Source organism: Acidobacteriota bacterium (assembly GCA_018001935.1).
Classification (GTDB): domain Bacteria; phylum Acidobacteriota; class JAAYUB01; order JAAYUB01; family JAAYUB01; genus JAGNHB01.
Map to the genome: position 1 here is coordinate 1 of JAGNHB010000071.1, position 26,702 is coordinate 26,702.

Sequence of the window (26,702 nt, forward strand, 5' to 3'; positions counted from 1 at the left end):
CCGGAGGGCGGGGGCGGGGGCGGGGCGGGGTAGGCCCCGGGCGGCGGGGGCGGGGGCGGCGTCGGCTGGGGTTGGGCGATGGGGACTGCTCGCGTCGGGGGCGGCGGGGGCGCGGGGTAGCCCCCCGGGAGAGGCGGCGGGGCCATCGCGCGCTCTCCGGTCATGATCCCGGCGCGCCGCTGGGCCGCCGTCCGCTCGATGACTTCCCGGACGTGGGGGTGCAACTCCATGATCTTCTTGAACTCCTCGGCCGTGAGAGTCAGGAACACGCCCGGCATGAGGGTCCGGACGGTGGCGTTGCGCGGGGCGTCGTGGATGAGGGCCATCTCCCCGAAGAAGTCGCCGTCGGTGAGCACCGCGAGGCGCCGTTCCGCTTTCCCCACGGACTGGACCACCTCCACCTTCCCGCGTGCCACGATGAAGAAGCGGTCGCCCCGATCCCCCTCCCGGACCACCGGACGGCCCTGGGCGACGGTCTCGGTCTGGAAGCGGGAGGCGATGTCCTTGCGCTCGGTGTCGGTGAGGTCGGCGAAGAGGGGGACCTGGGCCAGCCAGGAAGGCTGGACGCTGGCCTTGACGCCTTCCGCGTCCACCTCGATGCCGTTCTGCTTGGCCCACAAGCCGTAGTAGATTCCCTTCCGGGCCAGCAGTTCGTCGTGGGTCCCCCACTCGGACAGCTTCCCCTGGTCCATCACCAGGATCCGGTCGGCGTTCCTCGCCGAGGCGAGGCGGTGGGTCACCGCCACCACGATCCGGCCCTGGGCCACCCGGTCCAGGGTGGCGTTGATGGCCGACTCCGTGGCGGGGTCGAGGGCCGAGGTGGCCTCGTCCAGGATCAGGATGGGCGGGTTGCGAAGCATGGCCCGGGCGATGGAGAGGCGCTGGCGCTGCCCGCCGCTGAGGCGCCCGCCCAGTTCGCCCACGGCGGTCTCGTACTTCTCGGGCAGGCCCATAATGATGTCGTGGATCTCGGCGAGGCGGGCGGCGGCGTAAACCTCCTCGTCGGTGGCGTTGATCCGGCCCAGGCGGATGTTCTCCCGGACCGTCCCCGAGAAGAGGAGGCTGTCCTGGAAGACGGCGGCGATCTGGGCGTGGTAGCCCGCCAGGTCCACCGCCCTCAGGTCGTGGCCGTCCACCAGCAGGCGCCCCTGCTGCGGGTCGTAAAAGCGGAGAAGCATCTGGAGCACCGTGCTCTTCCCCGACCCGCTCGGCCCCACCAGCGTGACCTTCTGGCCCGGCTGGATGTCGAAGGAGACGTCGTTGAGGGCGGGGCGGCCGTCGCCGTAGCTGAACACGATCCGCTCGAAGCGGATGGGGCCCCGGATCCGGGGCAGCCGCGGCGCCCCCGCCATGGACCGGACCTGGACCGGTTCGGCCAGCAGTTCCTCGATGCGCTGGAGCCCGCCCGACGACGAGATGAGGTTGGGGACCACCTTCTTCATCAGGTCGTAGGCGTGCTTGCTGATGTTGGCTTGCAGGGTGATGAAGGCGACCAGCACGCTGGCCTCGATCTTCCCGTTGATGGCCAGCAGGATGCCGACACCGATCACGGCGACCTGCCCGAACTGCACCCCCAGCGTGGACGCCGTCCCGACGAGCTGGGCCAGGAACTCGGCGCGGACGTATCGCTTCCCGACCTTGGCCAGCTGACCGTGGAACCGGTGCATCAGGAGCCCCGCCAGGCCGAAGACCTTCACCACCGGTTGGGCGCGGACGTTCTCCTGGACCGTGGCCGCGATCCCGGCCTCCTCCTGCTTGAGCTTGTAACGGGAGGAGGCGGCCCGGCGTCCGAAGATGAAGGTGCCCATGCCCAGCATCGGCAGGCTGGCCACCATGGCCAGGCCCAGCCGCCAGTCGATGACGAAGGCCATGGGGATGCTGATGATCAGGCCCATCATGGCCTGGAATGCGTCGATGATCCGCAGGGTCAGCCCTTTCTGGATGTCGGCCAGGTCGCTGGTGAAGCGGGCGACGATGTCGCCGCTCTGGGTCTGGGAGTAGTAGCCGATGTGCAGGTGCTGGAGGTGCATGAACATGCGCGCGCGCACGGTGTTGATGATGTCCGCGCCGACCCGGGCGCCGAAGTAGTCGGCCAGGAGGGTCGCCACGCCGGCCACGACGAAACCGCCCGCCAGCAGGGCGACCAGGAGAACCAGCCCTTTCTCGTCGGGCGGGGTGACCTTGAGTTTTTTCACCACTTCCCCCAGGCTCCAGGCGAGGAAGGCGATGAACCCCTGCTGGACGGCCAGCATGACCAGGAGCAGGACGGCCTTCGGCCAGTGGGGCTTCCAGTAGCGCAGGGCAATGGCGAACGTGGCGAACACGCCCAACGAGGATTTCTTGTCGTCCTTGTCCTTGTCGGATTTGGCCATGGTCGTCGGCTCCCGGGGGGATTTGGAACGCGGTCGATTCTACCAGAACGGGTCGGTCATTTCACCCGTTTTTTCGGGCCGGGACCCGGCGTCGTGAAACCCCGGCGGGAGGGGCTGGCCGGCGTGCCCGGACGCGTGAGTGTCCCGGGTTTCGCCGCCCGGTCTGGCGTGCCTGGCCCCTCGGCGAGATCAGGTCCGGAAGGCCTCACGCAAAGGCGCGAAGCCTCGCCAGGAAGCGGTGAAGCTCTTTCGAGGTCCTTTGCGAGGCTTGGCGTCTTTGCGCCTTTGCGAGAGGCCCTTGGACGGAAGCGGTTGTTGAGCGGTACGGTCGAATTATTTCCGGACGAGGACCGAGACCACCGTCTTGTCGTTGCCTCCCATGGAGACCATCAGGCCGTACTCCTTCCGGGGGTGGACCTGGAAATCCCCCGCCCTGCCGGTGAGCTGTTTCCAGAGGTCCACCGCCATGCGGACACCGGAAGCACCCGTGGGGTGGCCATAACCCACCAGCCCGCCGCCCGTGTTGACGGGGTGACTCCCCTTCAGCGCCGTCTCGCCCGCCAGGACGAGGTCCGGACCCTCGCCGGGGGCGGCCAGGCCCAGCGCCTCGACGCTGAGGATGCCGGAGATGGTGAAGCAGTCGTGCACCTCGAAGACGCCCACGTCGCCGATGCCCACGCCGCCCATGTCGAGGGCGCTCGCGGCGGCCCGGCGGCTGGTGGCCAGCTCGGCGAGGTCCGGCGGCGGCGCGGTGAGGTTGGATTCCACCTGGCCGAGGCCGGTGACTTCCACCACGTCGTCCCGGGTCAGCCCCAACCGTTCCCAGCCCTCGCGGGAGCAGACCAGAATGGCGGCCGCGCCGTCCGACACCTTGGAACAGTCGAAGAAGTTGAGGTGCTCGGTGAAGACCGCGGCATCCGGCGGGGCCATCCCCAGGGCCTCGAGGTTCTCCGCCTTGTTGTGGTACTCCTGGGCCAGGGGGTTCAAACGGGCGTTCTCGATGGCGTTGACGTACCATCTCGCCATGGCCTTGCGGGTCCGCTCGGCGCCGAACTTTTCGCAGTAGGCCCCCGCCCGGTCGGAGAACTTGGCGGGGAAGAAGAAGGCGTGCCCGCTCTTGCGTTCCGTGGCATAGTGCCCGGCGCCGGCCAGGTAGTCCGCGCCGTAGATGGCCTTCACCGTGTTCTGGACCTCCACGCCGCAGACCAGCACCACGTCCGCCGTCTCTGCCAGGACGCTCTTGATGCCGGTGGCCAGGCCGAGCCCGCCGGAGCCGCACGCTCCCTCGACGCGGACCATGGGCTTGTACTCGAGCGAGGGATCGATGGCGGGGAGCATGGCTGCCAGGTGCCCCTGGCGGTTGAAGCGGGCCGCCATGAAGTTGGCGATCACCCCCTCGTCGATGAAGTTCGGGTCATTGATCTGGGCGAGGACCGCCTTCCCCGCCTCCTGAATGTAATGGTCAAGGCCGGGCCGCGGCTTGACGGGGTTGAACTCGTTGCGCCCCGTCCCGAGGCTCACCGTGTAGGCGCCGGCGGCCAGGTATACCGGTTTTCTCAGTCTTTTCATGGTCTTCCTCCCTCACAGGTAGTCGTTGATGGGGCCGTACAGGTGGAAAAAGCCGAGGGTCAGCACGGCGTTCACGTCGGCGGGGTCCGCCGCGACGCCGGACGACACCAGCATTTCCCCCGTGGCGCGGCTGGCCTCGAAGTACCGCCGGGCGATGGCCACGCCCTTCGTGTCGAGGCCGGGCCACCCCCCGAAGTAGGCCCGCAGCTTCGCATCCTTCGCCTTATCACGCTGGAGCGCCTTCCACGAGAGTTCGGGGGCGGGGTGGGGCCCCAGCCACGCGTCCACCTCTTTCCCCAGGCCCTCGAGGGGAACGTACTCCCTCCGCTCCGGGTCGTAGACCCCCACCGGGCGGTTTTTCTCGTACTTGAGGAACCCGTCCTTCTGGGCGCCCGACGAGGTCTGCCCGCCCTTGACGCCCAGTTCCATGTACCGGTCGATCAGGTCGCTGTGGAGGCCGGCGTCGGGGATGTAGCGGTCCATGACCCTCAGGATGAGCTGGAACACGTCCACGCCCACGTAGTCGATGAGCTGGAAGATCCCCATGGGCCGCAGCAGGAAGTCCCGAGAGGCCTTGTCCACGGCGAGGACGGCCTTGGGGAAGCCCAGTTCCCCGGCCAGGTTCAGCGCCTCCCCGATCCCGTGCAGGCCGTCCCGCATGAAGTGACCGTTCCCGATGAAGCCCGCGATGTCGTTGGCGGGCACGATGGTCTTCCCCAGCCGCTTCGCCAGTTCCCGGGAGAGCGCCTTCAGTTCCTCGTCGCAGACGCCGGGGGTGATGAGTTCCACCAGTTTCTGAACGGCAGGCGGGTTGTAGAAGTGGTAGCCGATGATCCGGGAGGGCACGTTCCCCTGTCCCGCCAGCACGTGGATGGGGATGGAGGAGGTGTTGGTGAGGAAGTAGGTCTGGGGCGGGCAGTGGGCGGCCAACTCCTTGTAGAGGTCGAATTTCAGCTCCTCTTTCTCGAAAGCGGCCTCGAAGACCAGCCGGGACTCCCAGGCCAGGGAAAGGGTCTTGCCGGTCCGGAGGTGAAGCATCACCTCGTGGACGAACTCCTCCACGATGTCGCCGTTCTCCACCAGGTCCGCCCGGGAGGCATAGAGGGCCCGGAGGCGGTTGATCTGCTTCTCCGCGGTCTTCCGGGACTGCTCCCGGATGTAACGCAGGAGCCCCTGAAGGGCGGCGTCGCTGATGTCGATCAGGTTCAGCACGTGGGGGACTCCGGGGTTCTCCAGGGCCAGGAAGGCCGTCTCCTGGGCCAGCAGGAGCGAGATCCCGCTCCCCATCTTGCCGGCCGCGCCGATCACGGCCGTGTTCTGCAGGCGCTCGTTCAATTCCATGTGTATCCTCCTGTCAGTAGCTTATTAGGCTGAAGGCTGTAGGCTGTAGGTCCGGAAATCCGTTCTCCTTCTGAATTCATCGGTATCGGTATCGCAATCGGTATCGCCATCGCCATCGCCATCGCCATCGCTGCTATCGCAATCGCCATCGCCAGTCGCTCTTGCCAGTCGCTCTCGCCATCGCCATCCGCATCGCCGGCTCTCTCGCCAGCGACAAGGCCGCCGGCGCCGCCGTCTCGGCCATCGCCGTCGCCCCGAGCGCCAGCGGGGGATCATCAGCGAAAAGCGGACGTTTGCCGTCTTCCCCGGTTCCCCTTCAGCCTATCGACCTTCAGCCTGTCCACCTTCAGCCTGTCTACCTGTTCCTGAACACCGCCGGGCGCTTGTCGACGAAGGCGCGCATGCCCTCCTTCTGGTCCTCGGTGGCGAAGGTGCGGGCGAAGACCTCCGCCTCGAAGGCCAGGCCCCGGTGCAGGTCCAACTCCACGCCCTGGTTGACGGCCTCCTTGCACAGCCGGACCGCCACCGGCCCCTTGGCGGCGATGGTGCGGGCGATCTCCAGGCAGCGCTCCAGAAGGGCGTCCTGGGGGACGACCTCGTCCACCAGGCCGAGGGCGAGGGCCTTTTCGGCGGGGATCACCTCGCCGGTGAAGAGCAGGTACTTCGCCTTCGGGCGGCCCACCAGCCGGGTGAGGCGCTGCGTCCCGCCGAAGCCGGGGGTGACGCCCAGGTTCACCTCGGGCTGGCCGAGCTTCGCCTTCTCGCCGGCGACCCGGTAGTCGCAGGCCATGACCAGCTCGCACCCCCCACCCAGGGCGAAGCCGTTGACGGCGGCGATGACGGGCCACGGGAAGTCCTCGATCTGGGAGAAGACCCGCTGGCCCCGCTGGGAAAACTCGGACGCCTGGGCCGGGCCGAAGTCCGCCATCTCCTTGATGTCGGCCCCGGCCACGAAGGTCTTCCCCACCCCCGTCAGGATGACGACCCGCACCGACGCGTCGTGGGCGAGGCGGTAGAACACCCGGTGCAGTTCCCCCAGTACCTCGGCGTTGAGCGCATTGAGCGCATCGGGCCGGTCCAGGGTGACCACGACGACGCCCTCGGCCTTCGGCTCGGTCTTGACATATCTTTCTTCCATGGTGCACCTCGTGGCAGGATTGATGATCTCGAAAAAAACGACCGGAAACGGTCGGAAACGGGTTCGTGACCCCTTCGCTCGCGCCGTCGGCCAAGGCCGAAGGTCCGATTGCGAGGCCGTCAGGGCTGGAGGAGCGACCGGGAGATGACCATCCGCTGGATCTCCGAGGTGCCCTCGTACAGCTGGGTGACGCGCTGGTCACGGTAGATGCGCTCGATGGGGAAGTCCTTGATGTAGCCGTAGCCGCCGAAAACCTGGAGGGCCTTGTTCACCACCCGGTTGCTCATCTCGGTGGTGAAGAGCTTGGCCATGGAGGCGTCCCGGGAGTGGGGCTTGCCGGCGTCCTTGAGGGAGGCGGCCTTGTAGACCAGGTTGCGCGCGGCCTCGATGTCCACCGCCATGTCCGCCAGCATCCACTGGATGGCCTGGAACTCGGAGATGGCCTTCCCGAACTGCCTCCGGGCCTTGCTGTACGCCAGCGCCTCGGCGAAGGCGGCCTCGGCGATGCCCAGGGCCTGGGAGGCGATGCCGATCCGGCCGCCGTCCAGCAGCTTCATGGCCAGTTTGAAGCCCTCCCCCTCCGGCCCGATCCGGTTGGCGGCGGGGACGCGGGCGTCGGTGAACACGAGCTCCCGCGTGGACGACGCCCGCAGGCCCATCTTGTTCTCCTTCTTCCCCAGGCTGAAACCCTCCGTCCCCTTCTCCACGAAGAAGGCGGTGATGCCGCGGGTCTTCGCCTCGGGGTTCGTGGATGTGAAAACGATGAAGAGGTCCGCGAAGTCGGCGTTGGTGATGAAGATTTTGGTGCCGTTCAGCACGTAGTGGTCCCCGTCGCGGACGGCGCGGGTGCGGGTCCCGCCGGCGTCGGAGCCGGCCTCGGGCTCGGTGATGGCGAAGGCGCCCACGATCTCGCCGGTGACGGCCCGGGGGAGCCACTTCTTGCGCTGGTCCTCGTCGGCGAGTTTGTAGAGCGTCTCGTTGAGGAGGGAGTTGTGAACGGAGAGCATCACCGCCGTGGACGGGCAGACCTTCGACAGTTCCTCGATGACCAGGGCGTACGACAGGGTGTCGAGGCCGGCCCCCCCCCACTCTTCGGGCACCATGACCCCGAAGAAACCCAGCTCGGCCAGGTCGGGGATCAGGGAAAGGTCGTAGCTGTTCTCCTCGTCCATCTTCTCCACGAGGGGTTTGAGCCGGTTCTGGGCGAACTTCCGTGTCTCGTCGCGGATGGCCGCCTGGATGTCGTTCAGTTCGTAGTCCATGGGATAACGCCTCCTCTTCGGTCTCGGGATTGGGACGCTATTTTACCGCAATTCGGGGCGCTTCTCCCAGCATTTTTCCCCGGGGATCGTCGATTTTCAGTGCTTGCCAGGGGGGGCCTTTCCCGGTATAATGTTCTCTTTGCATTTGGCCTCCCCCCACCGGTCAGGCGCTTCACAACGGGCAGAATCTGAGACAGCCGCGAGGTAAACCGGGATGATCACCTATCACAGGACGAGCCGTGGTTTCGCCGAAATTCCGGAATGGGAGTCCGGCTGCTGGGTGAAGGTGGTGAACCCCAGCCCGGACGAGATCCAGTACCTCGTGGATCACTTCAAGGCGCCGGCCGGCCTGATCAACGACATCTCCGACGTGGACGAGCGCCCGCGCACCGAGATCGACGACGACTGGCAGCTCATCATCCTGCGCATCCCCCACCAGACCGACGACCGGCAACTCCCCTTCGTGACCGTCCCCCTGGGCATCCTCACCTACCAGGACGTCTTCATCACCCTCTGTTTCTTCGAGACCCCGTTCTTCGCGGATTTCATGGCCCACAAGCGCCGCAAGGGCATCGCCGTGCGGAGTTTCTTCGACCTCTACCTGCGTTTCATGGTGTCCTCGGCGGTGTGGTACCTCAAGTTCCTCAAGCAGATCAACCACCAGATCCGCATCGCCGAGAGCGAGCTGGAGAAATCCATCAAGAACAAGGAGCTTCAGAACCTTCTCCGGATCGAGAAGAGCCTGGTCTTCTTCATGACCTCCCTGAAGGGGAACGGGATCCTCATCGTGAAGGTGAAGATGTCGCGGCTGGGGAAGGAATACCCCCTTGACGACGAGATCCGGGAACTCATCGAGGACGCCGAGATCGAGACCCAGCAGGCCATCGAACTGGCCAACATCCACTCCGACATCATGAGCGGGATGATGGACGCCTTCGCTTCCGTGATCTCCAACAACCTCAACGTGATCATGAAGCGGCTGACCTCCATTTCCATCATCCTCATGATCCCGACCCTGGTGGCCAGCATCTACGGGATGAATGTCCCCAACGGGCTCGAAAAGGCCCACAATTTCGGTTTCATCACGGTCATCGTGGCTTCCTTCCTTCTCTCCGTCGTGGGCGTCATGCTCTTCAAGCGAAGAAACTGGTTCTGAGAAAAACCCCGAGCGCGAATTCCCCGCACCGGAGATCCATTTCCGGTCCCCGACCGGCAGGTCTCGCTCCCCCTTCTTCCGACTTCATCAATCGGCGGTGTCGAGCCTGCGGATCATCCGGACGACGTCGAGGGGTTGGCCGAACTTCACATTGACCTCGGGGAAGCGGCCACATTCGGTGAACCCGTGATTGTGGTGGAAGGCGAGGCTCTCTTCGTTGCGGGAGGAGATACTGGCGAGGATGCGGTCGATCCCCCGGTGGCGGGCGTCCGCCAATGATTGATGCCCTCGCAAAAAGTACCATCGCCCTCCGAAAGATGGCTCAAACAAAGGGGTTACGACACTGTTTTGGTTCGTTTTCCGACTTTTTGCGGGAGTGTCAATGATTGAACAGATCCGGCACGTCACGGCCATGCGCCTCGGTCATCGGCTCCATGGACCACCCTTCCGCCTTTTCCGTCAAAATGCGACTTCCAATTCGTCCGTCGCGGCCAGGGTGGCGGGGAAAGTCTCACGAGCGGCCTTCTCGGCCAGTCGGCGGTGTTCCAGGGTCGGGTAGTGGCGGGGGTCGAAGTGGACGAGGGCCAGTTTCCGAGCCCCCGCCTCGGACGCGATCCGGGCCGCGTCCCCCGGGTTGAGGTGCGGCCACTGGGGTCTCCTCACCCCGATGCCGTAGGCGCATTCGGTCACCAGGAGGTCCGCCCCGCGGGCCAGGGTGACGGCGTTTGCGCAGTAGCCGGTGTCCGGGCAGTAGGCCAGGACTTTTCCCCCTGCGGAGAGACGGTAGCCGAGGGTCAGCCCCGTGTGAAGCAGGGGGAGGACTTCGACCGAAAAGGGGAAGGACCCGACCTCCGCCGGCAGTTCCCGGAACTCGACGGGGTACGGGATGTCCCCGGGCGCCTTGGTGAAGGGGGGGCGCATCAGGGCGCCGAGGTGCTCCCGGGTCCCCTCCGGCCCGCCGATCACCATCCCGCCGGCCAGGCGGAACTTGCTCAGGACATGGACACCCACCACGTGATCCAGGTGGAAATGGCTCAGGAAAAGGTAGATCGGTTCCGGAGAGCCCTCCGCCACGAAGCGGTCGAGCTTGTGGATACCGTTCCCCGCGTCGAGAACGAACCGGAAGCCGCCCATCTCCACAAACAGGCTCAGGGTGTTGCCCGTCTCGGTGTCGAACCAGCCGTTGGTTCCGAGGAAGACCACGCGGTCCATTTCAGATTCTCCGGATCAGGCGGGCGGGCAGGCCAAGCAGGGCGCGGAGGAGGTCGAAGACGGCGCCGACCGCGATCCCCGCCAGCCGGAAAGGCAGCAGCAGCAACCAGACGAAGGGGAAGAGCAGGAGGACGAGGAGGGCCAGCGGCCAGCAGATCACCAGCAGGATGCACCACAGCAGGAACTTGACCATCGTGACCTCCGGCCGTGGGAGCCGGGCGGCGCCCTCAGCGCACCGCGGCGGCCTTCGCGGACCGGGAACGGAACCAGGGGGTCCCCTTCCCGAAGTGCGAGGCGAGGGAGATGCCGATACCCGCCGTCATGATGAGGAGCTGCACGAAGAACGCCAGGCCCGGGACGAACTTCAGGATGGTCCAGGCGCCGATGGCCAGCAACAGGCTGAACAGGGGTTTGCGTCCGGGGATCTTCAGCCGCCGCGACAGGACGTTGCCGACGGTGCAAAGGAAGACGGTGGCCCCGAACACCCAGGCGCAGAAGAAGAAGATCACCAGCACCACCAGGAGGGGAATGCCGATCAGCACCAGGCACAGGAGGACGAAGAGCACGAGCAGGGCGAACGCCCCCACGACGCCGATGACACCGGTCCCCAGCACCATCCAGAAATCCTTGCGGACCTGGTTGCTGGCGTAGGCGACGTGGGTGGGGAAGAGTTTGATGATGACCATGGCGAGGAGGAACCAGGCCAGGGAGAAGAAGATACGCTTGGCGATGGAGAAGGGGTCGTAGCTCTGGGAGAAGAGATACCCGAAGGGGTCGGTGAAAAACAGCCGGACATCTTCGCCCAAGAAGGGCGACGCGAAGAGCTTCCCATCGACCCGGGCCTTCGCCGAAACGTTCCGGGTGCTCCCGATCAGGAGCACGTTCCCCGTCACCTGGCCGGTTTCGGTCATGACCAGGGCGCCCCCGATCACGGCGACGTCCCCTTCGACCCGGCCCGTAACCGTGACCGTGCTCCCGGCGGCGACGACCCCTCTGGCGGCGGTCCCGTCCACCACCACGGGGGTCCCGATGGCGATGATCATGTCCGCCGCCTGGCGGCCCTTCTCGACGACGATCCGGGAATCGCCTTCGGCCGCCGCGGCGGACGCGGCCAGCAGCAGGCACAGGGTGAATGGGAGCGCGAGACGGCCGCGAGACGTCATCCCTTTGTCCCCTCCTTCCGTGGGGCCAGGCGAGGCATGCGACGGCGGGCCAGGAGAAGCGAGGCCCCGGCAAGGGCGGCCAGGGAGAAGGCCAGCGTCATCCTGCCGCCGGGCGTCACCAGCAGGACCTTCGCCAGGGTGGAGAGCAGGAAGTACACTTCACCGAGGATGAAGCGGCCAACGTCCATCACCAGCCGGAAGAAGGCGAGGACGAAGCGGAACCCGTTGAGCACCAGCGTGACCCCGTCGGCGAAGAGCCGGTTGAAACGGATGGCCACCGTCTCGCCCCCCGCCCCGGCCGGGCTCCCCAGAACATAGAAGGAGAGGGAGAGGACGCCGAGGGTGATGACGGCGGCAGCCGCCAGGATCTTCTCCCGGGCCGTGGACAGGAAGGTGCGGTAGGGCGAAGGAATGGCCTCCATGACCCGGAGGGAGAAACCTTCCGGGACGGGAATGGACGCGGCGTGGTTCAGCGCCGCACGGACGACCCGGTGATGGTCGAGGAGCCGGCGGCATTCCTCGCACTGGCTGAAATGGCACTCGAGCCGGAGCATGTCGGCTTCCGGCAGTTCGTTTTCCGTGTAGAGGATGATGTCGAGTTCGTTGCAGTTCGGGTCCATCAGATGACTCCTTCCAGCTTCTTCCGCAGCATCTCGCGCCCCCGGAAGATCCGGTTCTTGACCGTCCCGATCGGGATGCCGCAGAGGTCGGCGATCTCGATGTAGGAACACTCGTTGATGTGGCGAAGCGTGATCACCTCCCGGTACTCGGTGGGAAGCGACTCGACGGCCTCGCTGAACTTCACCGCGAATTCCCGGCTCTGAACGCGTTCCTCCGGGGTGTCGTCCATGGAAGGGACCTGGAGCGGGACTTCCGCACCGCCGGCCCCGCGCAGCGGCTCGTCCAGCGACCGCTCGAACCCTTGCCGCTTCCGGAGGGCGTCGATGGCCGCGTTCCGGGCAATCCGGTAGAGCCACGTGGAGAACCGGTAGGAACTGTCGTACTTGTCCAGCGCGTAGTACGCTTTTACAAAGACCTCCTGGGCGATGTCCATGGCCTCGTCGACGTTCTGCACGAGACGGAAGATGTAGTTGATGATGGGCTTCTCGTAGCGCCGCACCAGTTCCTCGTAGGCCTCGGTGTCCCCCGCGAGCAGCCGGTTGATAACGTGCAGTTCCTGCTCGTGCAAATCGCCTACGTTCACGGCGTATACGCGACCCCTCTCGTCAATGTTTCACACCGGATCATGGAATTTTACCCGTCCCCGCACCAGGGTGGCCCGGACCCGGCCCATCAGCACCATCCCGTGGAAGGGGGTGTTGCGCGACCGGCTGACGAACGCGTTTCGGTCCACCGTCACCCTGCCTTCAAGGTCCAGGACCGTGACGTGGGCGGCGCTCCCCGGCCCCAGGCCGCGGGCCTCGAGGCCCAGGATCTCGGCCGGGCGGACGGCCAGCGCCCGGACAAGGGCCGTCGGGCCGAGAACACCCGTTCGGGCCAGGCGGTCCAGGCAGAGGCTGACGGCCGTCTCCAGGCCTACGATCCCGAAGGGCGCTTTCAGGAAACCCTGCCCTTTCTCCTCCGCGGCATGGGGGGCGTGGTCCGTGGCGATCACCTCGATGACCCCGTCGCGCAGCGCGTCCAGAAGCGCATGCTGATCGTGGACGGACCGGAGAGGAGGGTTCATCTTGTAATCGGGGTCCGGTTCCCTGAGGTGATCGACCGACAGGACGAAGTGGTGGGGACAGACTTCGGCGCTGACCGGCGCGCCCCAGCGTTTTGCCAGTCGGAGCAGATCCACCCCGCGGGCGGTCGAAAGGTGGCAGAGGTGAACGGGACAACCCGTCTGGGCGGCAAGCAGGAGGTCCCGGGCCACGTGGATTTCCTCCGCGAGAGGGGAGAGCCCCGGCAATCCCCAGGCGTCCGCCCGTCGCCCCGGTTGCATCACCCCGCCCGCCGTCAGGGTCGGGTCCTCGCAGTGGTCGAGCACCGCGACCCCGAGCCGGCGTGCTTCCCGAAGGGCTGCCGCCATGACGCCGGCCTTCTCCACCGGAGCGCCGTCGTTGGAAAAAGCCCGGCACCCCAGGCGGACCAGTTCGTCCATGGGCACGAGTTCGTCGGGGGCCTCGGCGCGGGTGACCCGGCAGACGGGGACCAGCTCCGCCGCGTCCGCCTCCTCCGCCCGAGTCACGACGAAGCGCAGGACCTCGGGGCTGTCGCACGGGGGAAGGGTGTTGGGCATGGCGGCGACGGCGGTGAACCCGCCCCGGACCGCGGCCGCGAGCCCGGAGGCGATGGTTTCCTTGTGCGTCTGCCCGGGCTCGCGCAGGTGGGTGTGGAGGTCGACGAAGCCGGGACAGACCCAGCAGCCGTCCACCCGAAGCAAGTCGCCCGCGGGGGTCGCCCGGCGGGTCAGATCGACAATCCGCCCGCCGCGAATCACCAGGTTCCGGCGAAGGGGCTTTCCAAGGGCGGGATCGATCAGCACACCCCCGGAGACCAGGAGTTCCCGGGACGTGGCCCCGCCACCGGGGTTCCCGCGAACACGCTTGTCTTTCCCCACTTTTTCCAAAACGGTTTCCCTCGATCGCTTGAGTACGTTCCCGGAGAATTCCGAGCCGCTGCGGGCCAATCGAACCTCCCCTCCACGTCGCAATGCGCAAGAGGCAATTCTAACAGAACGCGGGCTTCCTGCAACCTCTTTCGAGATCCCTGCGGGACGATGACGGCATGCGCCACCTGGCGGCGCCGCTGGAGCAAGCCCTTGGGGAGGGTGACCACCACCGTCCCGCCGAGCCCAACCCCAGGGCCTCGCCGCTCGGCGGCGATTTAACCCGCGGGCGGGATTGGGAAATTGAAGCCGCCGGAGAGTGCCCCCCTGTCATCGGGGAAAAGGACCAAATGACCCAAAGGACCAAAAGGACACAAAAGACCGCCCGGAGCCGCTGTCCATCAGGTCCCTTTGGTCCTTTGGGTCCCTTTGTCCTCTAATGGCAGATCGCCTTAATTCGCGGGGTTTCGTCAAGGCACAACGGGGAAAGCGCCGCCGCGCGATGTGCCCGCCGCTTTGCCCTCGGCGAGCCGGTGGCGGCGCACTCCACAAAAAAGGGCGGCCGAAGCCGCCCTGTTTTTTGAGAATCCCGGGTCTCAGTTGGACATCAGGCTCACGTCGTCCACACGGAAGGTGGTGACGTAGGAGCTGCCGTTGGTGGCCTTGAAGCGGACCTTCACGGTCTGCCCCTTGTAGGAGAGGACACTGTAGCTCTTCTGGACGTACGTGCTCGCGCTGGAGGTTTTATCCAGGTTGGTCACGGTGCCGAGCGTGGCCAGCACGGTCCCGGACGTGTTCACCAGCTGGACTTCCAGCTTGTCGTAGGCGGTGGTCCCGGTTTCGGCGGTGACGACGGAGACGTAGAAGCTCAGGGTCGCCTGGGTGGCGGTGGACGGGATGGTGATCGCCGCCGAGTCGAGGGTCTGAGTGGAGCTGTTGTAGACGCCCAGGTAGGCGAGGTCGCTCCCGGTACGCGGGTAGTAGGAACTGCCGGTGACGAGGATGTTGAAGGCGGTCCCCGTGTAGGCGGAGCGGGCCCAGGACCCGTCGGGGGCCGTGGCGCAGCTGGCGGTGATGGTCTCGAAGCCGCCGTTGGCGAGGCGCTCGGTCAGGCCCGTACCCCCCGTCACCGTGGCGGTGATGGCGTAGGAGGCGGCAGCGTAGCCGTAGACCCCGATGTAGTAGGTCCCCGTGCTGGGGCTGCTGATGGTGCAGGTCTCGTTGCCCGACGAGGTTTCCTTCGCGCAGTCATAGACCGAGCCGGTGGGTTGGGCGTTGAACTTCACGTAGAGGTCGATGTCGGCCGAGGCGCCGGAGGTGGCGACGGTCAGCCCCGTCGAGCCGGAGGGCACCGCGATGGTGTAGTACTTCCAGGCTTGGAGCGCCACACTCTGGCCGGTGAGGGTCGAGCCGCTGGTGAGCGCCGTGGTGCCCGACCCGCAGCTGGCGGTGAAGTTCTTGCCCGTGGCGTTGGGGCCCACCGTCACCGAGGTGGACGTCGGGCTGAAGGTGCACCCGCTCTTGCTGGGCGTCACCGTGTAGGTGCCCGCCGGCAGGTTGGAGATCGTGTAGTTGCCCGAGGCGTCGGAGGTGGCCGAGTAGGACCCCGCCGTCACCGTGGCGCTGGCGGTGCCGCAGCTGCCTGCGATGCTGTAGTAGGTGGTCCCGCCGGCAACGACGGTGGCGGTCACGGAGAAGGTCGCTGCCTTGTACCCGTAAACCCCGAGGTACCAGGTCCCGGCCGCGGGGTTGGTGGCCGTGCAGGTTTCGTTGCCGGACCCGGAGTAGGGCCGGCAGGTGTAGTTGGACAGGTCGGGCTTGGATCCCGCGCGGGTGTAGATGTCGATGTCCGCCGAGGCGTTGGTGGTCTTGAACTCGAGGCTGGTGGCGCCCGAGGGCACGGTGATGTAGTAGTACTTCCAGGCGCTCAGGGCCACGCTCTGGCTGTTGAGCGTCGTGCCGCTGGTCAACTGGGTGTCCCCCGATCCGCAGGTGGCGGTGAAGTTCTTCCCGGTGGCGTTGGGGCCCACCGTCACCGACAGCGAGGTCGGGCTGAAGGTGCACCCGCTCTTGCTGGCCGACACCGTGTAGGTCCCCGCGGTGAGGTTGCTGATCGTGTAGTTGCCGGAACCGTCCGCCGTCGTGGAGGCCGAACCCGCCGTCACCGTGGCGCTGGCGGTGCCGCAGTTGCCGGCGATGCTGTAGTAGGTCGTGCCGCAGGAGGCGGTGAAGTTCTTCCCCGTGGCGTTGGGGCCCACCGTCACCGACAGCGAGGTCGGGCTGAAGGTGCACCCGCTCTTGCTGGCCGACACCGTGTAGGTCCCGGCAGTGAGGTTGCTGAGGGTGTAGTTGCCGGAGCCGTCCGAGGTGGCCGACTTCGTCCCCGCCGTCACCGTGGCGCTGGCGGTGCCGCAGTTGCCCGCGATGCTGTAGTAGGTGGTGCAGTCCGCCGTGAAGTTCTTCCCCGTGGCGTTGGGGCCCACCGTCACCGACAGCGAGGTCGGGCTGAAGGTGCACCCGCTCTTGCTGACGGACACGGTGTAGGTGCCCGCCGGCAGGCTGGAGAGCGTGTAGTTGCCCGAGGCGTCGGACGTGGCCGTGTAGGAGCCCGCCGTGACCGTGGCCCCGGAGGTGCCGCAGCTGCCCTGGATGGTGTAGGTGGTGGACCCGCTGTAGGTGACCCACATCGGGGCGGACCAGGCGTCGTGGCCGTCGCTCTGGGTGACCTGCACGAAGTAGTAGTAGGTCCCCGAGCTGACGGTGTCCGAGAAGGTGTAGGTGCTCTGGTTGGTCACGCTCTGCCAGGGCGAGGAGGAGGAGACCGCCCCGCCGCCGATCTGGCCGCGGAACACCTTGACGGCGGTGAAGGTCTCGCCGTCCGGGTCATAGGCCGCCACGCGGAAGCTCAGGCCCGCCGGGGCGGTGAAGATGTCGCCCATGATTTTCCCGTTGCCGGCGGTGAAGACCAGCTGGATGTTGGGGTCCTCGGTGGCGAAGAAGTGCCGGGCCCGGTGGGCCGCCATGATGTTGGCCCGGGTCAGGGCCGGCGACGTGCCGTTGGGGACCACGTAACAGGTCCGGTTGGGCACCGCCACGCCGTGGTTGTTGCAGTGGGAGTCCTGGTCCATGACCGGGCCCAGGTGGAACCCCTTGTTCAGCGCCTCCGCCCACCGGGTGAAGTAGACCGAGCTTCCGATGTTGGAATCGGCGCAGGTGAAGGCCCCCACCGAGAAGGCCAGCCCGCTGCGGATGGCGATGCCCTGCAGGGCGTTGTCGGCATTGGCGTCGAAGGTGAAACTGGTGAAATCCCCGCTGCTGGGGTGGCAGAAGTGCCCGATGGACCCGGCCGGTGACGGATTCTCCACCATCCGCGCATAGAGGGGCAGGTGGATGTTCTTGGGCGTAAAGACGTCAAAGTAGCAGTTGCTCCCGGGGGTGCACTCGGCGTTGGACCCGGTGCAGGACGAGCAGGTGTCCCACCCGAAGAGTTTGGGGCTCTCGTAAATGTTGATGTGCCCGCCGTTGGTGGCCAGGGTGCCCCACTCCTGGCCGAAGAGGGCCACGAAGGAGCCGTTCACCGTGGCGGCCTGGGCGGCGGCCAACCCGGCCTGGTAGGCCTGCTTGACCTTGGCTTCGGTCAACGGCGGGTTTTTGTGGTTCACGGAGTCGTCGAATTGGTGGTTGTGGTCGGTGATGATCCAGAAGTCGCAGCCGGCCTCGTTCCGCGCGTAGGCGTAGATCTCGGCCGGTCCCCAGACGCCGTAGCCGTCCTGGCCGGATTTGCAGGTGGAGCTGGTGGCGGCGTCCAGGCCGCCGTCGGACAGGTTCGAGTGGCTGTGGTTGGAGCCGTAGTAGAAGTTGTACCCGAAGCCGGACTCCAGCGGCGTGTTGGTCTGGATCTGGCAGGCGCCCGCGGCCCGCATCAGCCGCAGGTGCTGGGCCATGGAGGGGTCGAGGTCGTAGTTGACCACCACCGTCTCCACGGACTCCTGCGCCTCCTCCTTCGCCTCGATGGCGTCGAGGTCCGCGTAGGACTGCAGGGAGTGGATCCGCTGGTCCAGCATCGGCAGGAACCGGGCGCGGAAACAGAACTCGTACGTCCCCGCCGGCACCAGGTTCCCGTACTGGTCGCGGCCGTCCCAGAAGAACTCGGCCAGGACCCGGCCGGCGCCGTCCATGTCGCCCCGGCCGTTGTGGATGAGGACCACCTCGTCCGGTCGGCCTTCCGGCCAGATCACCAGCCGGTAGAAGTGACGGCCCCAGTTCCCCGCGCGGGCCGCGTCGGGGTTGACGATCACACTGTACATCCGCACCATCCCCAGGGACCCCTTGTGCAGGGGCGAGAACTGGTAGGCATCCGACCCGATGGTCGCCTCGTAGCGGTCCATCGGTTCCGGCTTGGCACCCCCCGTGACCTGTGCCGCATAAACCAATGAAAGAGAAAGGAATGCAAAAAGAAAAGCAAAGCCCAATCGACGCATCATTGAAAACCTCCCCACATGGTTATGTGCATTTTCTCACACAAAAGTCCATGTGGGAAGAAAAAAGTGTCCTGCGTCACGATTAATCGTGATTCTTCGGTTTCCGGCCGAGACCGGCCGGACGCGGCGGAATGGCGAAAAAATAAAAGCCCGAAGCGGCGCGTAAGCCGGATCCTGTTCACCCCGTTCCCGGGGTGCGCGGACATTCGTCTGGGCCGCAGGTCTCCCCGCGGCTCTGGCGGTCTACCCGGGGGCTTCGGCCGGGCCGGCCTCGATCGCCCCCCTATTCGACCTTGCTCCGTGCGGGGTTTGCCAAGCACCCGCGGTTGCCCGCGGGCCTGGTGGGCTCTTACCCCACCGTTTCACCCTTGCCTGATCCCTTTCGGGCCATCGGCGGTCTGCTCTCTGTTGCACTTTCCGTAGGGTCACCCCTCCCTCCCGTTAGGAGGCGCACCGCCCTGTGGAGTCCGGACTTTCCTCCCCCCGGCGTCCCTTGCCGGTTTACCGGCAGGGGACGGGCCCGGGGAGCGTCCGCGTCGTCCGCTTCGGGCAAATCGTACCTTTCCTGCTCCCCTCCTCTCTCACTTCAGGCTGACGGAAAGGACGCTGGCGCGCTTGACGAAAACCAGCTTGTCCTCCTTCGCCAACCAACCCAGTCCCATCAGGATGGCCGTGTCGTTGTCGCCCAGTTCCTTTTTCAGCCGGGCGATGGTGCACTCCCCGTTCGCATCGAGGTAGTGCCATATTTTTCCCGCGACGGTCCCGATTTCATCGTTGGTCATCTCACAACCCTCCAGATAAAGTCAATCGTTTTCAAACCAGCCGGTGATGCTATCACGCTTCGACCTTGAAGGCAACCCCCCGACAACGATCGGGCGCACGTCCGGAAAGCGGGTAAGCCAGGGACACTCACCTTCTCTCGCGAAGTGAGTGTCCCTGGTTGGCGTCCGGCGGCGAGGTGCAGGACACTCACTTCCCCCGTCTCCGTGAGTGTCCCCTGTCGTAACCCGGGACACTCACCTGCCCCGGCTCAGTGAGTGTCCCGGGTTTTCCGGCCCTTCACCGGCCTGCGGGCGATATCTCCCCCTCGACAACGCTCTTGACGGAGGGAGCAGGAAACGGTATCGTCGAGAGAAACCACCGGAGGTCGCTTTACGCCATGGAAACTCCCAGACCCGTCTCCCTCGAGCCCCTTCCCTACCTCAAGGCCCTGGCAGACCACCTGGCCGTGGAGGAGGCGAGGGCGTGGGACTGGTTTTCTCGGGAACTCACCGGGCCTGAGCATGCCGAACGCATGCGTCTGGAACTTCTGAAGGCCACCTACCGCCTGGACCGCGAGGACCGCCCGGAGCTGTACGCGGCGGCGGACCGCGTGCGGGAACGTTTGGGTGTCACCGCGACGATCACACTCTACCAGCTTCAGCAGGGGGATTCCGCCGCGCTGAACGCCTCCCTGTTCTACATCCCCGGGGAAGCCCACGTGGCCTTTCAGGGCCCGGTGCTGGAGAAGCTGCAGGGAGTGGAACTGGACGCCGTCCTGGGCCATGAACTGGGTCACTTCCGGCTGTTCGAGCACTGGGAACGGCGGTACCGCATCGCTGCGGACCTGCTGAACGCTCTTCTCCATGATCCGGCCAGCCAGCCGGTCCACCACGAAAGCTACCGCCTCTTCCAGCTCTACAAGGAGATCTTCTGCGACCGGTGCTCCCTGGCAGCCTGCGGCGACCTCCCCGCGGTGGTCTCCGCACTGGTCAAGGCGGAGACGGGGCTGGGCGCCGTCAGCGCCGAAAGCTACCTGCGGCAGACGGAGGAGATCTTCGCAAAAGGCAGTCCCAAGACCGACGGTCTGAGTCACCCCGAGTGCTTCGTCCGGACCTGGGCGCTGAAACTGTGGGCGGACGGGGACACGGGAGTCGATGCAAAGGTCCGCCTGATCATTGAGGGTCGCCCGACCCTGGACGGCATGGACCTTCTCGAGCAGCGCCACGTGGCCGCGATGACACGGCGCCTGGTGGACACCCTCCTGGCCGAGCCCTGGTTTCACGGCAGCGAGGCGGTCCTGGCCCACGCCCGCCTCTTCTTCGACGATTTCGATCCCCCCCCGCCGCCCGTGTCCGACGCTGAACTGGCCGAATTGGCAACGATCGAGGACGAGAAACTGGCCCAGTATTTCTGTTACGTCCTGCTGGATTTCGCAGCCTGCGACCGGGACCTGGAGGAACCGGCCCTGGCGGCGGCATACCTTGTCAGCAGGCGACTGGGCTGGGAAAATCACTTCCAGTCCATGGCCTGCAAGGAACTCAAGCTCCGCAAGGCGCAGTACGACAAACTGGCTGTGGACGCCCCCGACCTCCTGGCGAAAGCGCGACGTTCGGGAGGCGAAGCATGAGGTCCCTGTGCGATTTCCTCAACGAACGCCTGGAAGCCGGATTTTCCACGGAGGACACCCTGGCGGCGATGCTGCCCCTGATGCGCCAGGTGGTGGACACCCACACGGCAAGGATGGTCGCCCCCCTGGAGGGGTTGTCCAGTCTGCGCGTGGAAGGAACGGCCATCTGGTTCGAAGACTCCGCCCGGAAGCCCCTGGCGGTCAATTTCGAAAAAATCCGCCTGATCGACCGCCCCGCCAAGGGCGCCCTCGAGGTGGTGGCTGAACACCGCCGAACCCTCGACGTCGGGGAAGGCCTCGACAGGCGGTCCGACCTGCGCGTCGGCGATACGGGGGAGGAGCCCTCCCGGCCCGTCTTCCTGCCCGGTTACGTCAACTGGGAGCACGCCCTCAACCATCACGACCCGTTGACGGACGTCTTCAGCCTCGGGATGCTGTTGGCCTCGCTGGCCTGCGCATTGGACTTTCGGGCCCCGGAAGACCTGGAGCGTTTCGTGAATCACCGGGAAAACCTGTTCACGATCTGCCCCGGCCTGCACCCGGTTTTGGCCCGGGCCATCACCGGGATGACCGAGTTGAGCCGGCACCGGCGCCCTCAGGACCTGAGAGCGCTCATCCGCAGTCTGGAGAACTACCGCGAGCAGGATGCCGGTTTCGAGTTCGACCTCAAGAGCGTCCGGGGATTTGGGGAAAAGGACCTGAGGGGCAGGCGGCAGGTGATCCTCAGCCGCCTCCAGGAAAGGCTCTTCGAGATCTCTCGGCGCAACCGGCTGCTGCATTTCCGCGACACTTCAGGGACGGTATGCCTCACCGAGGCGTCGGTCCCCCTGTCGATGCACATCGAAACCATGCAGGCGGACCAGATCCTCACCTGGGGAGGGCGCTTCAGGGACGACATCGTATCGGGGAAGCCGGTCCCGATGAACCGCTACGTGAACGTGCGCGAGGCACTCTACTTCGAACCCGCCATGGACCGCATCCGCACCGAGGCGCTCCGGGACGAAGCCGAGTTCGGCTTCCAGCAACTTCGGCTCGTGGTCTGTTTTCTCCGCTGGGCGGACGTGAAGGCGAAACCGCCAGAGCTGTACTACTCGCCGTTGGTCCTGCTCCCGGCAAGCTTGACCCGGAAGAAGGGGATCCGTGACACCTACCTCCTCGAGCCCCTCGACACCGTGGCCGAGGTCAACCCGGTCTTGCGGCACCTGCTCAAACAGCTTTACGGCATCGGGCTCCCCGAAACCCTCGACCTGGGCGAGACCGACCTGGATGCTCTGTTCGAGGCCCTGAAAGCCCAGGTGGGCGCTTCGGACGCGGCAGTGTCCCTGGAAAAGGTCGAACGACCCCGGATCGACCTGATCCATGAGCGCGCCCGCCGGCGTCTGGACATGTACCGGAGGCGAATCCGCCTCTCGGGGCGGAGCGTGCGCCGTTTCATGGACCTGGACTACAGCTACGATCCCGTGAATTTCCACCCCCTGGGGTTGAGGATCTTCAACGCATGGGTCCGGCCCTCCGAGACCCATCTGGCGAGGATTCTCGAGGAACGGCCCCGTCCGCGCCACTTCGCCGTGCCCCCCGCGGAGACCGGGACCGAGTTCAAGGAGAAGTCCTTCTATGCTCTCCGGGACGGGGAAAGCGGCAACCCCTACCGGTGGGAGTTCGACCTCTGCCGGGTGACTCTGGGGAACTTCCACTACCGGAAGATGACCCTCGTGCGGGACTACACCGAACTACTGGACAGCTCTCCGGCCAACGCCGCCTTCGAGGCCGCCTTCTCCCTGAAACCCCGGCCCGTGGGTGCGGGCGAACCCGTCGCGCCTCCCCTGGGAGAGCGCTTCGACATCGTCATGTCCGACTCCACACAGGCAGCGGCAATCCAGATGGCCCGTGAAGGAGGGAGCTACATCATCCAGGGCCCGCCGGGTACGGGGAAGAGCCAGACCATCACCAACCTTGTGGCCGACTACGTGGCCCGCGGGAAACGGGTGCTCTTCGTCTGCGAGAAGCGCGCAGCCATTGACGTGGTCTATTCCCGCATGAAACAGAGAGGCCTCAAGGAGCTTTGTTGCCTGATCCACGACTCGCAGGCCGACAAGCGGGCCTTCGTGGAGGACCTCAAGCAGACGTACGAATCGTTCGTGCAGGCGGCCCAGGCAGGTCACAAGCGCTACGCACGCCGACGCGCCTGCCTCGACGCAATCCTCGACGACGAGGCGGACGCGACAGAGGCCTTTGCCGAGTCCATGGTCGATGCGGGCGACGAAGCCGGTCTGCCCTGCCAGTCACTCCTGTGCCGGGGCGCGGAACTGGGCATCCCGCCCCCGGAGCTGTCCGTCGCGGAAGTGGCGCGCGTGCCCTTTTACGCCAAGTGGGCGGCGAACCGTGCCCGAATCGGGGCATTCTTCGACAGTCTCGCCAGGATCCGGGAGGACCGGGTCCTGAGAAGGCACCCGTTCCGGTTTCTCCGCCCGGGCCTCAAGGACGCGGAGCGGCCGGCCGAGCTTGTCCGGGCCGCTCTCGACGCGACGATACCCCAACTCGAGAGACTGGTCAGCGCCCTCGACGCAGCGGGGGTGCCGCCGGCCCTGCGCGGGACCCTCGTGGATGCGGCAGACACTGTGTCCTTCGCGGCGGAAGCCGAACCCTTGGCGCGACAGCACTTGATGGACATCCTGGACGATCGGGGAGAGCCGGCGCGCCGGTTCGTCGCGTACCGCACCGCCTGCGAGACTGCTTGGGCGGCTGCCGAGACCGCCTCGCGCGAGACCGTCAACTGGCGCGGAAAACTGAGCCTGCCCGAGGCGAGAGTGGCCCTGGACGAGGCGCGCCGTCTGGAGAGCGCCAACCTGGCGGTTCTTAAACCCGCCTGGTGGCGTCTCCGCCGCATTCTGAAAGAACGTTACGATTTCGGGGCCCACGTCGTCCGGCCACCCTGGAGCCGGGTCATCGAAGCCCTGGTCCGTGAGTATGAGAGTGCCGAAGCCCACCGGCGCGCGGTGGACGAGATGCGGCACGTCTGCGGCATCACCGGGGACGTCGCCGAAACGCTGGCGTGCGTGGAGCGGGTGGGACGTCTCGCCGGGACGGAGCTTGGGGCGGCGCGGCTTCGACATCTCCTGGGCCGGCCCGACCCCGACCTTGCGGTCCGGGAACTGTCCCGTTGCCTCAGGGGCCTCGAGCAACTGGCAGAGGTCCTTGCGGGCGTATTTCTGGACTGTGGGGAGGAATCCCCGGAGAACCTGCTCCGGCATCTGGGGGCCATGCGGGAGGCGATGGGCGACCTGGACGCTTTCCTGAGGTGTCTTACCGAGCTTGACGCCATGCCGCCAGACCTGGCCGGTGCGTTCCGCCATCTCGACCTGGGCCCCGTGGAGATGGAGGCGGCGTCCATCCGGCGCACCCTGGACGTCCTCTACCGCAGAGACCACAACCTTCGGGTTTTCGACGAGCAGAAAAGGGATGTCGTCAGCCGCCGGTTGGTCACGGCGCACCGGAAATGGCTGGAATTGAACGCCCAACTGGTGAAGGAACAGGTGCGGGGCCGGTTCCTGGCGAACGTGAGACTCGCTTCCGAGGCTGCGGCGCAGCTGACGCGGGAGCAGGCGGAGTTCAAGAAACGCTACAACAGGGGGCGGCGGGACCTGGAACACGAGTTCGGGAAGACCATGCGCTTCAGGGCCATCCGCGACCTGGTTTCCGGCGACTCGGGCCTGGTGATCGACGATCTGAAACCCATCTGGCTGATGAGCCCCCTGAGCGTGTCGGACACTCTTCCCCTGGACGGGGGACGCTTCGATGTGGTCATCTTCGACGAAGCCAGCCAGATCACCCTGGAGGAAGCCGTCCCGGCCCTCTTCAGGTCCGGCCAGGCCATCGTGGTGGGTGACGAGATGCAACTCCCCCCCACCAACTTCTTCTCGGCCAAGCAGAGTGAGGAGGAGGCGGTGTTCTCCGTGGAGGAGGACGAGGAGACCGTGGAGTACGACCTCAGTGTGAACAGCTTCCTGACCCATGCCGCGAAGAACCTGCCGTCGCGCATGCTGGGATGGCACTACCGAAGCCGGTCCGAATCCCTCATTGGTTTCTCGAACTGGGCCTTCTATCAGGGCAGGTTGCTCACGGTGCCCGAGGAGGAACTCAGCCCCGCCCGACGCAGGGAGATCGTGGTCAGGGACATCCGGGAGGGCGAGACGAACGGCCGGGAGGCTCTGAGGCGGCCCGTCAGCTTCCACCGGATGGAGGGTTCCGTTTACCTCAACCGCTGCAACCGGATGGAGGCTGACTACATCGCGTACCTTGTCCGTGCGCTCCTCCGGGAGGAACCCCGTCCGAGCCTGGGGATCGTGGCGTTTTCCGAGGCGCAGCAGGGGGAGATCGAGGACGCCCTCGACCGGCTGGCCCGGGAAGACGTGGCATTTTCGGAGCAACTGGAGGCCGAGTTGACCCGGGAGGAAGACGGTCAATTCATCGGCCTTCTGGTGAAGAATCTCGAGAACATCCAGGGAGACGAGCGGGACGTCATCGTCATGAGCGTCTGTTATGGCCCGGGTCCGGACGGCAGGACGCGGATGAACTTCGGGCCCATCAACCAGTCCGGAGGGGAGAGGAGGTTGAACGTGGCCTTCTCCAGGGCCCGGCATCACATGGTCCTGGTCAGTTCCCTTCGGTCCGGTGATATCACCAACGACTACAACGATGGTGCGAACTGTCTGAAAAACTACCTGCGCTACGCCGCAGCCTGCTCGGTGGGAGACGGGGAAGGCGCACGCCGGGTCCTCCACGATCTTTGCCTCTGGCGCGACCCCGCGGAGCTGGCCCGCGCCTCGCGTCCAGGGATCGTGGCTCAGCAGATCGGCCAGGCCCTCACCCAAGCCGGTTACACGGTGGACTTCAACATCGGCATGTCGGACTTCCGTTGCGACCTTGCCTGCCGGACCGGGGAAGAGGAAGCCTTCCGCCTGGGGGTGCTGGTGGACGCGGATCCCTCCTACTGGCGCGGCGACCTTCTGGAACGAGAGGTCTTCAAACCGCGTCTGCTCTCCGATTTCGGCTGGAAGATCGCCCGGGTTCTCACCAAGGACTGGTACGAGGACCGGGAGAGCGTGATCCGTCGCCTTCTGGCGGTGGCCGGGGGAGAGCAATTGTCAGAAAGGGTCGAGTCGGACCCTGACTTTGAGAAGGCGCTGGACGACCGGATCGCCCAAGCGGACGAGAAGGATCCGCTTCCATCCGCCGCCGAGGGTGTCATCCCTGAAACCCCTTTACCATCTGGGGTTCTGGACATCCGGGAAAACACTCCCCGTTACTTCGAGTTTGTGGGCGGCGTGAGCCGGAAATTCTGGGAGATAACCCTTTCGGGAAACCGGTTCTCGGTTCGATTCGGGCGCATCGGCACCACGGGACAGGAACAGGCGAAGACCTTCGAGGACCCCGAGTCCGCCCGCCGTGCCGCCGTGCGCATGGTCAGCGAGAAGCTCGGCAAGGGCTACGAGGAGAAGTCGAGGCAAGGGAGCAAGGGCCCATGATGATCCCGGGACACTCACTTGATTCGTTGGGTTGAGTGTCCTCTTTCCGACCCACCGGCCGGGCCTCCTCACGGTCCCTCGCCTCCCTCCGCGTCCCCCCCGGGCCGGTGCCCATCCCGCGGAACCAGCCAGTCACGAGGCGAGACCAGGAGCAGGCCAGGCCAGGCGCGTGGTAAAATAGGACACTCAAGCGAAGCGGAAGACTGAGTGTCCCTTTCCCGACCCGCCCGCCGGGCCTCCTAACCGTCCCTCGCCTCCCCCCGCGTCACCCCCCCGGGCCGGTGCCCATCCCGCGGAACCTGTCAGCCACGAGGCGGGGCCAGGTGCAGGCCCAACCAGGCGTCGAAACAGGACACTCAAGTGAAGTGGAAAAGTGAGTGTCCCCCTTCCCGACCCTCCCGCCGGGCCTGCTCGCAGCGCTTCCCGGCGTCTTGCGCCCCGCGGCCCGGTCCCCTCTCCCGGGTCAGCGCGGAGCCTCCCCCCATTTTTTTTCTCCGGTTTTGCGAAATAACTTCGGATATTGTTCGGCGAAAACGTTAGTAA

17 protein-coding genes and 1 other RNA gene are annotated in these 26,702 nt (G+C 66.0%); 3 read left to right on the forward strand and 15 right to left on the reverse strand.

Going from position 1 to position 26,702, the window contains the following annotated elements:
* The 5 genes from KA419_18670 to KA419_18690 form a co-directional block, all read right to left on the reverse strand.
* A partial coding sequence (locus KA419_18670; GenBank protein ID MBP7867958.1) for an ATP-binding cassette domain-containing protein occupies positions 1-2,372 on the reverse strand: 2,372 nt, incomplete at its 3' end.
* A gap of 333 nt (positions 2,373-2,705) precedes the next feature.
* A complete protein-coding gene (locus tag KA419_18675) occupies positions 2,706-3,941 on the reverse strand; it encodes a 3-ketoacyl-CoA thiolase (GenBank protein ID MBP7867959.1) in 1,236 nt (411 codons plus the stop codon).
* 12 nt (positions 3,942-3,953) lie between these two features.
* Entirely contained in the window at positions 3,954-5,282 is a 1,329-nt protein-coding gene (locus tag KA419_18680) for a 3-hydroxyacyl-CoA dehydrogenase family protein (protein ID MBP7867960.1), read from the reverse strand.
* Between the two features lie 355 nt (positions 5,283-5,637).
* On the reverse strand, positions 5,638-6,420 hold the full coding sequence (locus tag KA419_18685; protein MBP7867961.1) for an enoyl-CoA hydratase/isomerase family protein: 783 nt from the start codon (positions 6,418-6,420) through the stop codon (positions 5,638-5,640).
* Between the two features lie 119 nt (positions 6,421-6,539).
* Positions 6,540-7,682: an acyl-CoA dehydrogenase gene (locus KA419_18690; protein MBP7867962.1), complete on the reverse strand. Its 1,143-nt coding sequence runs from the start codon at positions 7,680-7,682 to the stop codon at positions 6,540-6,542.
* A 214-nt stretch (positions 7,683-7,896) separates the two neighbouring features.
* Between KA419_18690 and KA419_18695 the strand changes: the two genes are divergently transcribed.
* Positions 7,897-8,838 carry a magnesium transporter CorA family protein gene (locus KA419_18695; GenBank protein ID MBP7867963.1) on the forward strand — a complete coding sequence of 314 codons (942 nt, stop codon included), beginning with the start codon at positions 7,897-7,899 and terminating at the stop codon, positions 8,836-8,838.
* 87 nt (positions 8,839-8,925) lie between these two features.
* On the opposite strand, the gene KA419_18700 is transcribed toward KA419_18695, so the two are convergent.
* The 10 genes from KA419_18700 to KA419_18745 all read right to left on the reverse strand — a co-directional run bounded on the left by KA419_18700 (position 8,926) and on the right by KA419_18745 (position 19,027).
* Complete coding sequence (locus KA419_18700) at positions 8,926-9,252, reverse strand: GNAT family N-acetyltransferase (protein MBP7867964.1); 327 nt, start codon at positions 9,250-9,252, stop codon at positions 8,926-8,928.
* Between the two features lie 45 nt (positions 9,253-9,297).
* A complete protein-coding gene (locus tag KA419_18705) occupies positions 9,298-10,050 on the reverse strand; it encodes an MBL fold metallo-hydrolase (protein MBP7867965.1) in 753 nt (250 codons plus the stop codon).
* A 1-nt stretch (position 10,051) separates the two neighbouring features.
* A complete protein-coding gene (locus KA419_18710) occupies positions 10,052-10,243 on the reverse strand; it encodes a hypothetical protein (GenBank protein MBP7867966.1) in 192 nt (63 codons plus the stop codon).
* 34 nt (positions 10,244-10,277) lie between these two features.
* Positions 10,278-11,213, reverse strand: coding sequence for a hypothetical protein (locus tag KA419_18715; protein ID MBP7867967.1), 936 nt, complete (start codon positions 11,211-11,213; stop codon positions 10,278-10,280).
* Positions 11,210-11,833, reverse strand: coding sequence for a hypothetical protein (locus KA419_18720; GenBank protein ID MBP7867968.1), 624 nt, complete (start codon positions 11,831-11,833; stop codon positions 11,210-11,212). The genes KA419_18715 and KA419_18720 overlap by 4 nt, the downstream gene beginning before the upstream one ends.
* The gene (locus KA419_18725; GenBank protein MBP7867969.1) at positions 11,833-12,417 is read right to left on the reverse strand and encodes a sigma-70 family RNA polymerase sigma factor; all 585 of its coding nucleotides are present in this window, start codon (positions 12,415-12,417) and stop codon (positions 11,833-11,835) included. Before KA419_18725 ends, KA419_18720 begins: the two co-directional genes overlap by 1 nt.
* A 30-nt stretch (positions 12,418-12,447) precedes the next feature.
* Positions 12,448-13,845, reverse strand: a complete 1,398-nt coding sequence (locus tag KA419_18730; GenBank protein ID MBP7867970.1) for a dihydroorotase — start codon at positions 13,843-13,845, stop codon at positions 12,448-12,450.
* 515 nt (positions 13,846-14,360) lie between these two features.
* A complete protein-coding gene (locus KA419_18735) occupies positions 14,361-18,152 on the reverse strand; it encodes a pre-peptidase C-terminal domain-containing protein (protein MBP7867971.1) in 3,792 nt (1,263 codons plus the stop codon).
* A gap of 240 nt (positions 18,153-18,392) precedes the next feature.
* Positions 18,393-18,793, reverse strand: an RNA gene (gene rnpB, locus KA419_18740) — RNase P RNA component class A.
* Positions 18,794-18,826: 33 nt separating this feature from the next.
* A complete protein-coding gene (locus KA419_18745) occupies positions 18,827-19,027 on the reverse strand; it encodes a winged helix-turn-helix domain-containing protein (GenBank protein ID MBP7867972.1) in 201 nt (66 codons plus the stop codon).
* Positions 19,028-19,404: 377 nt separating this feature from the next.
* On the opposite strand from KA419_18745, the gene KA419_18750 reads away from it, so the two are divergent.
* Positions 19,405-20,634, forward strand: coding sequence for a M48 family metalloprotease (locus KA419_18750; GenBank protein MBP7867973.1), 1,230 nt, complete (start codon positions 19,405-19,407; stop codon positions 20,632-20,634).
* On the forward strand, positions 20,631-26,159 hold the full coding sequence (locus KA419_18755) for a WGR domain-containing protein (protein MBP7867974.1): 5,529 nt from the start codon (positions 20,631-20,633) through the stop codon (positions 26,157-26,159). Before KA419_18750 ends, KA419_18755 begins: the two co-directional genes overlap by 4 nt.
* Positions 26,160-26,702 lie beyond the last annotated feature (543 nt).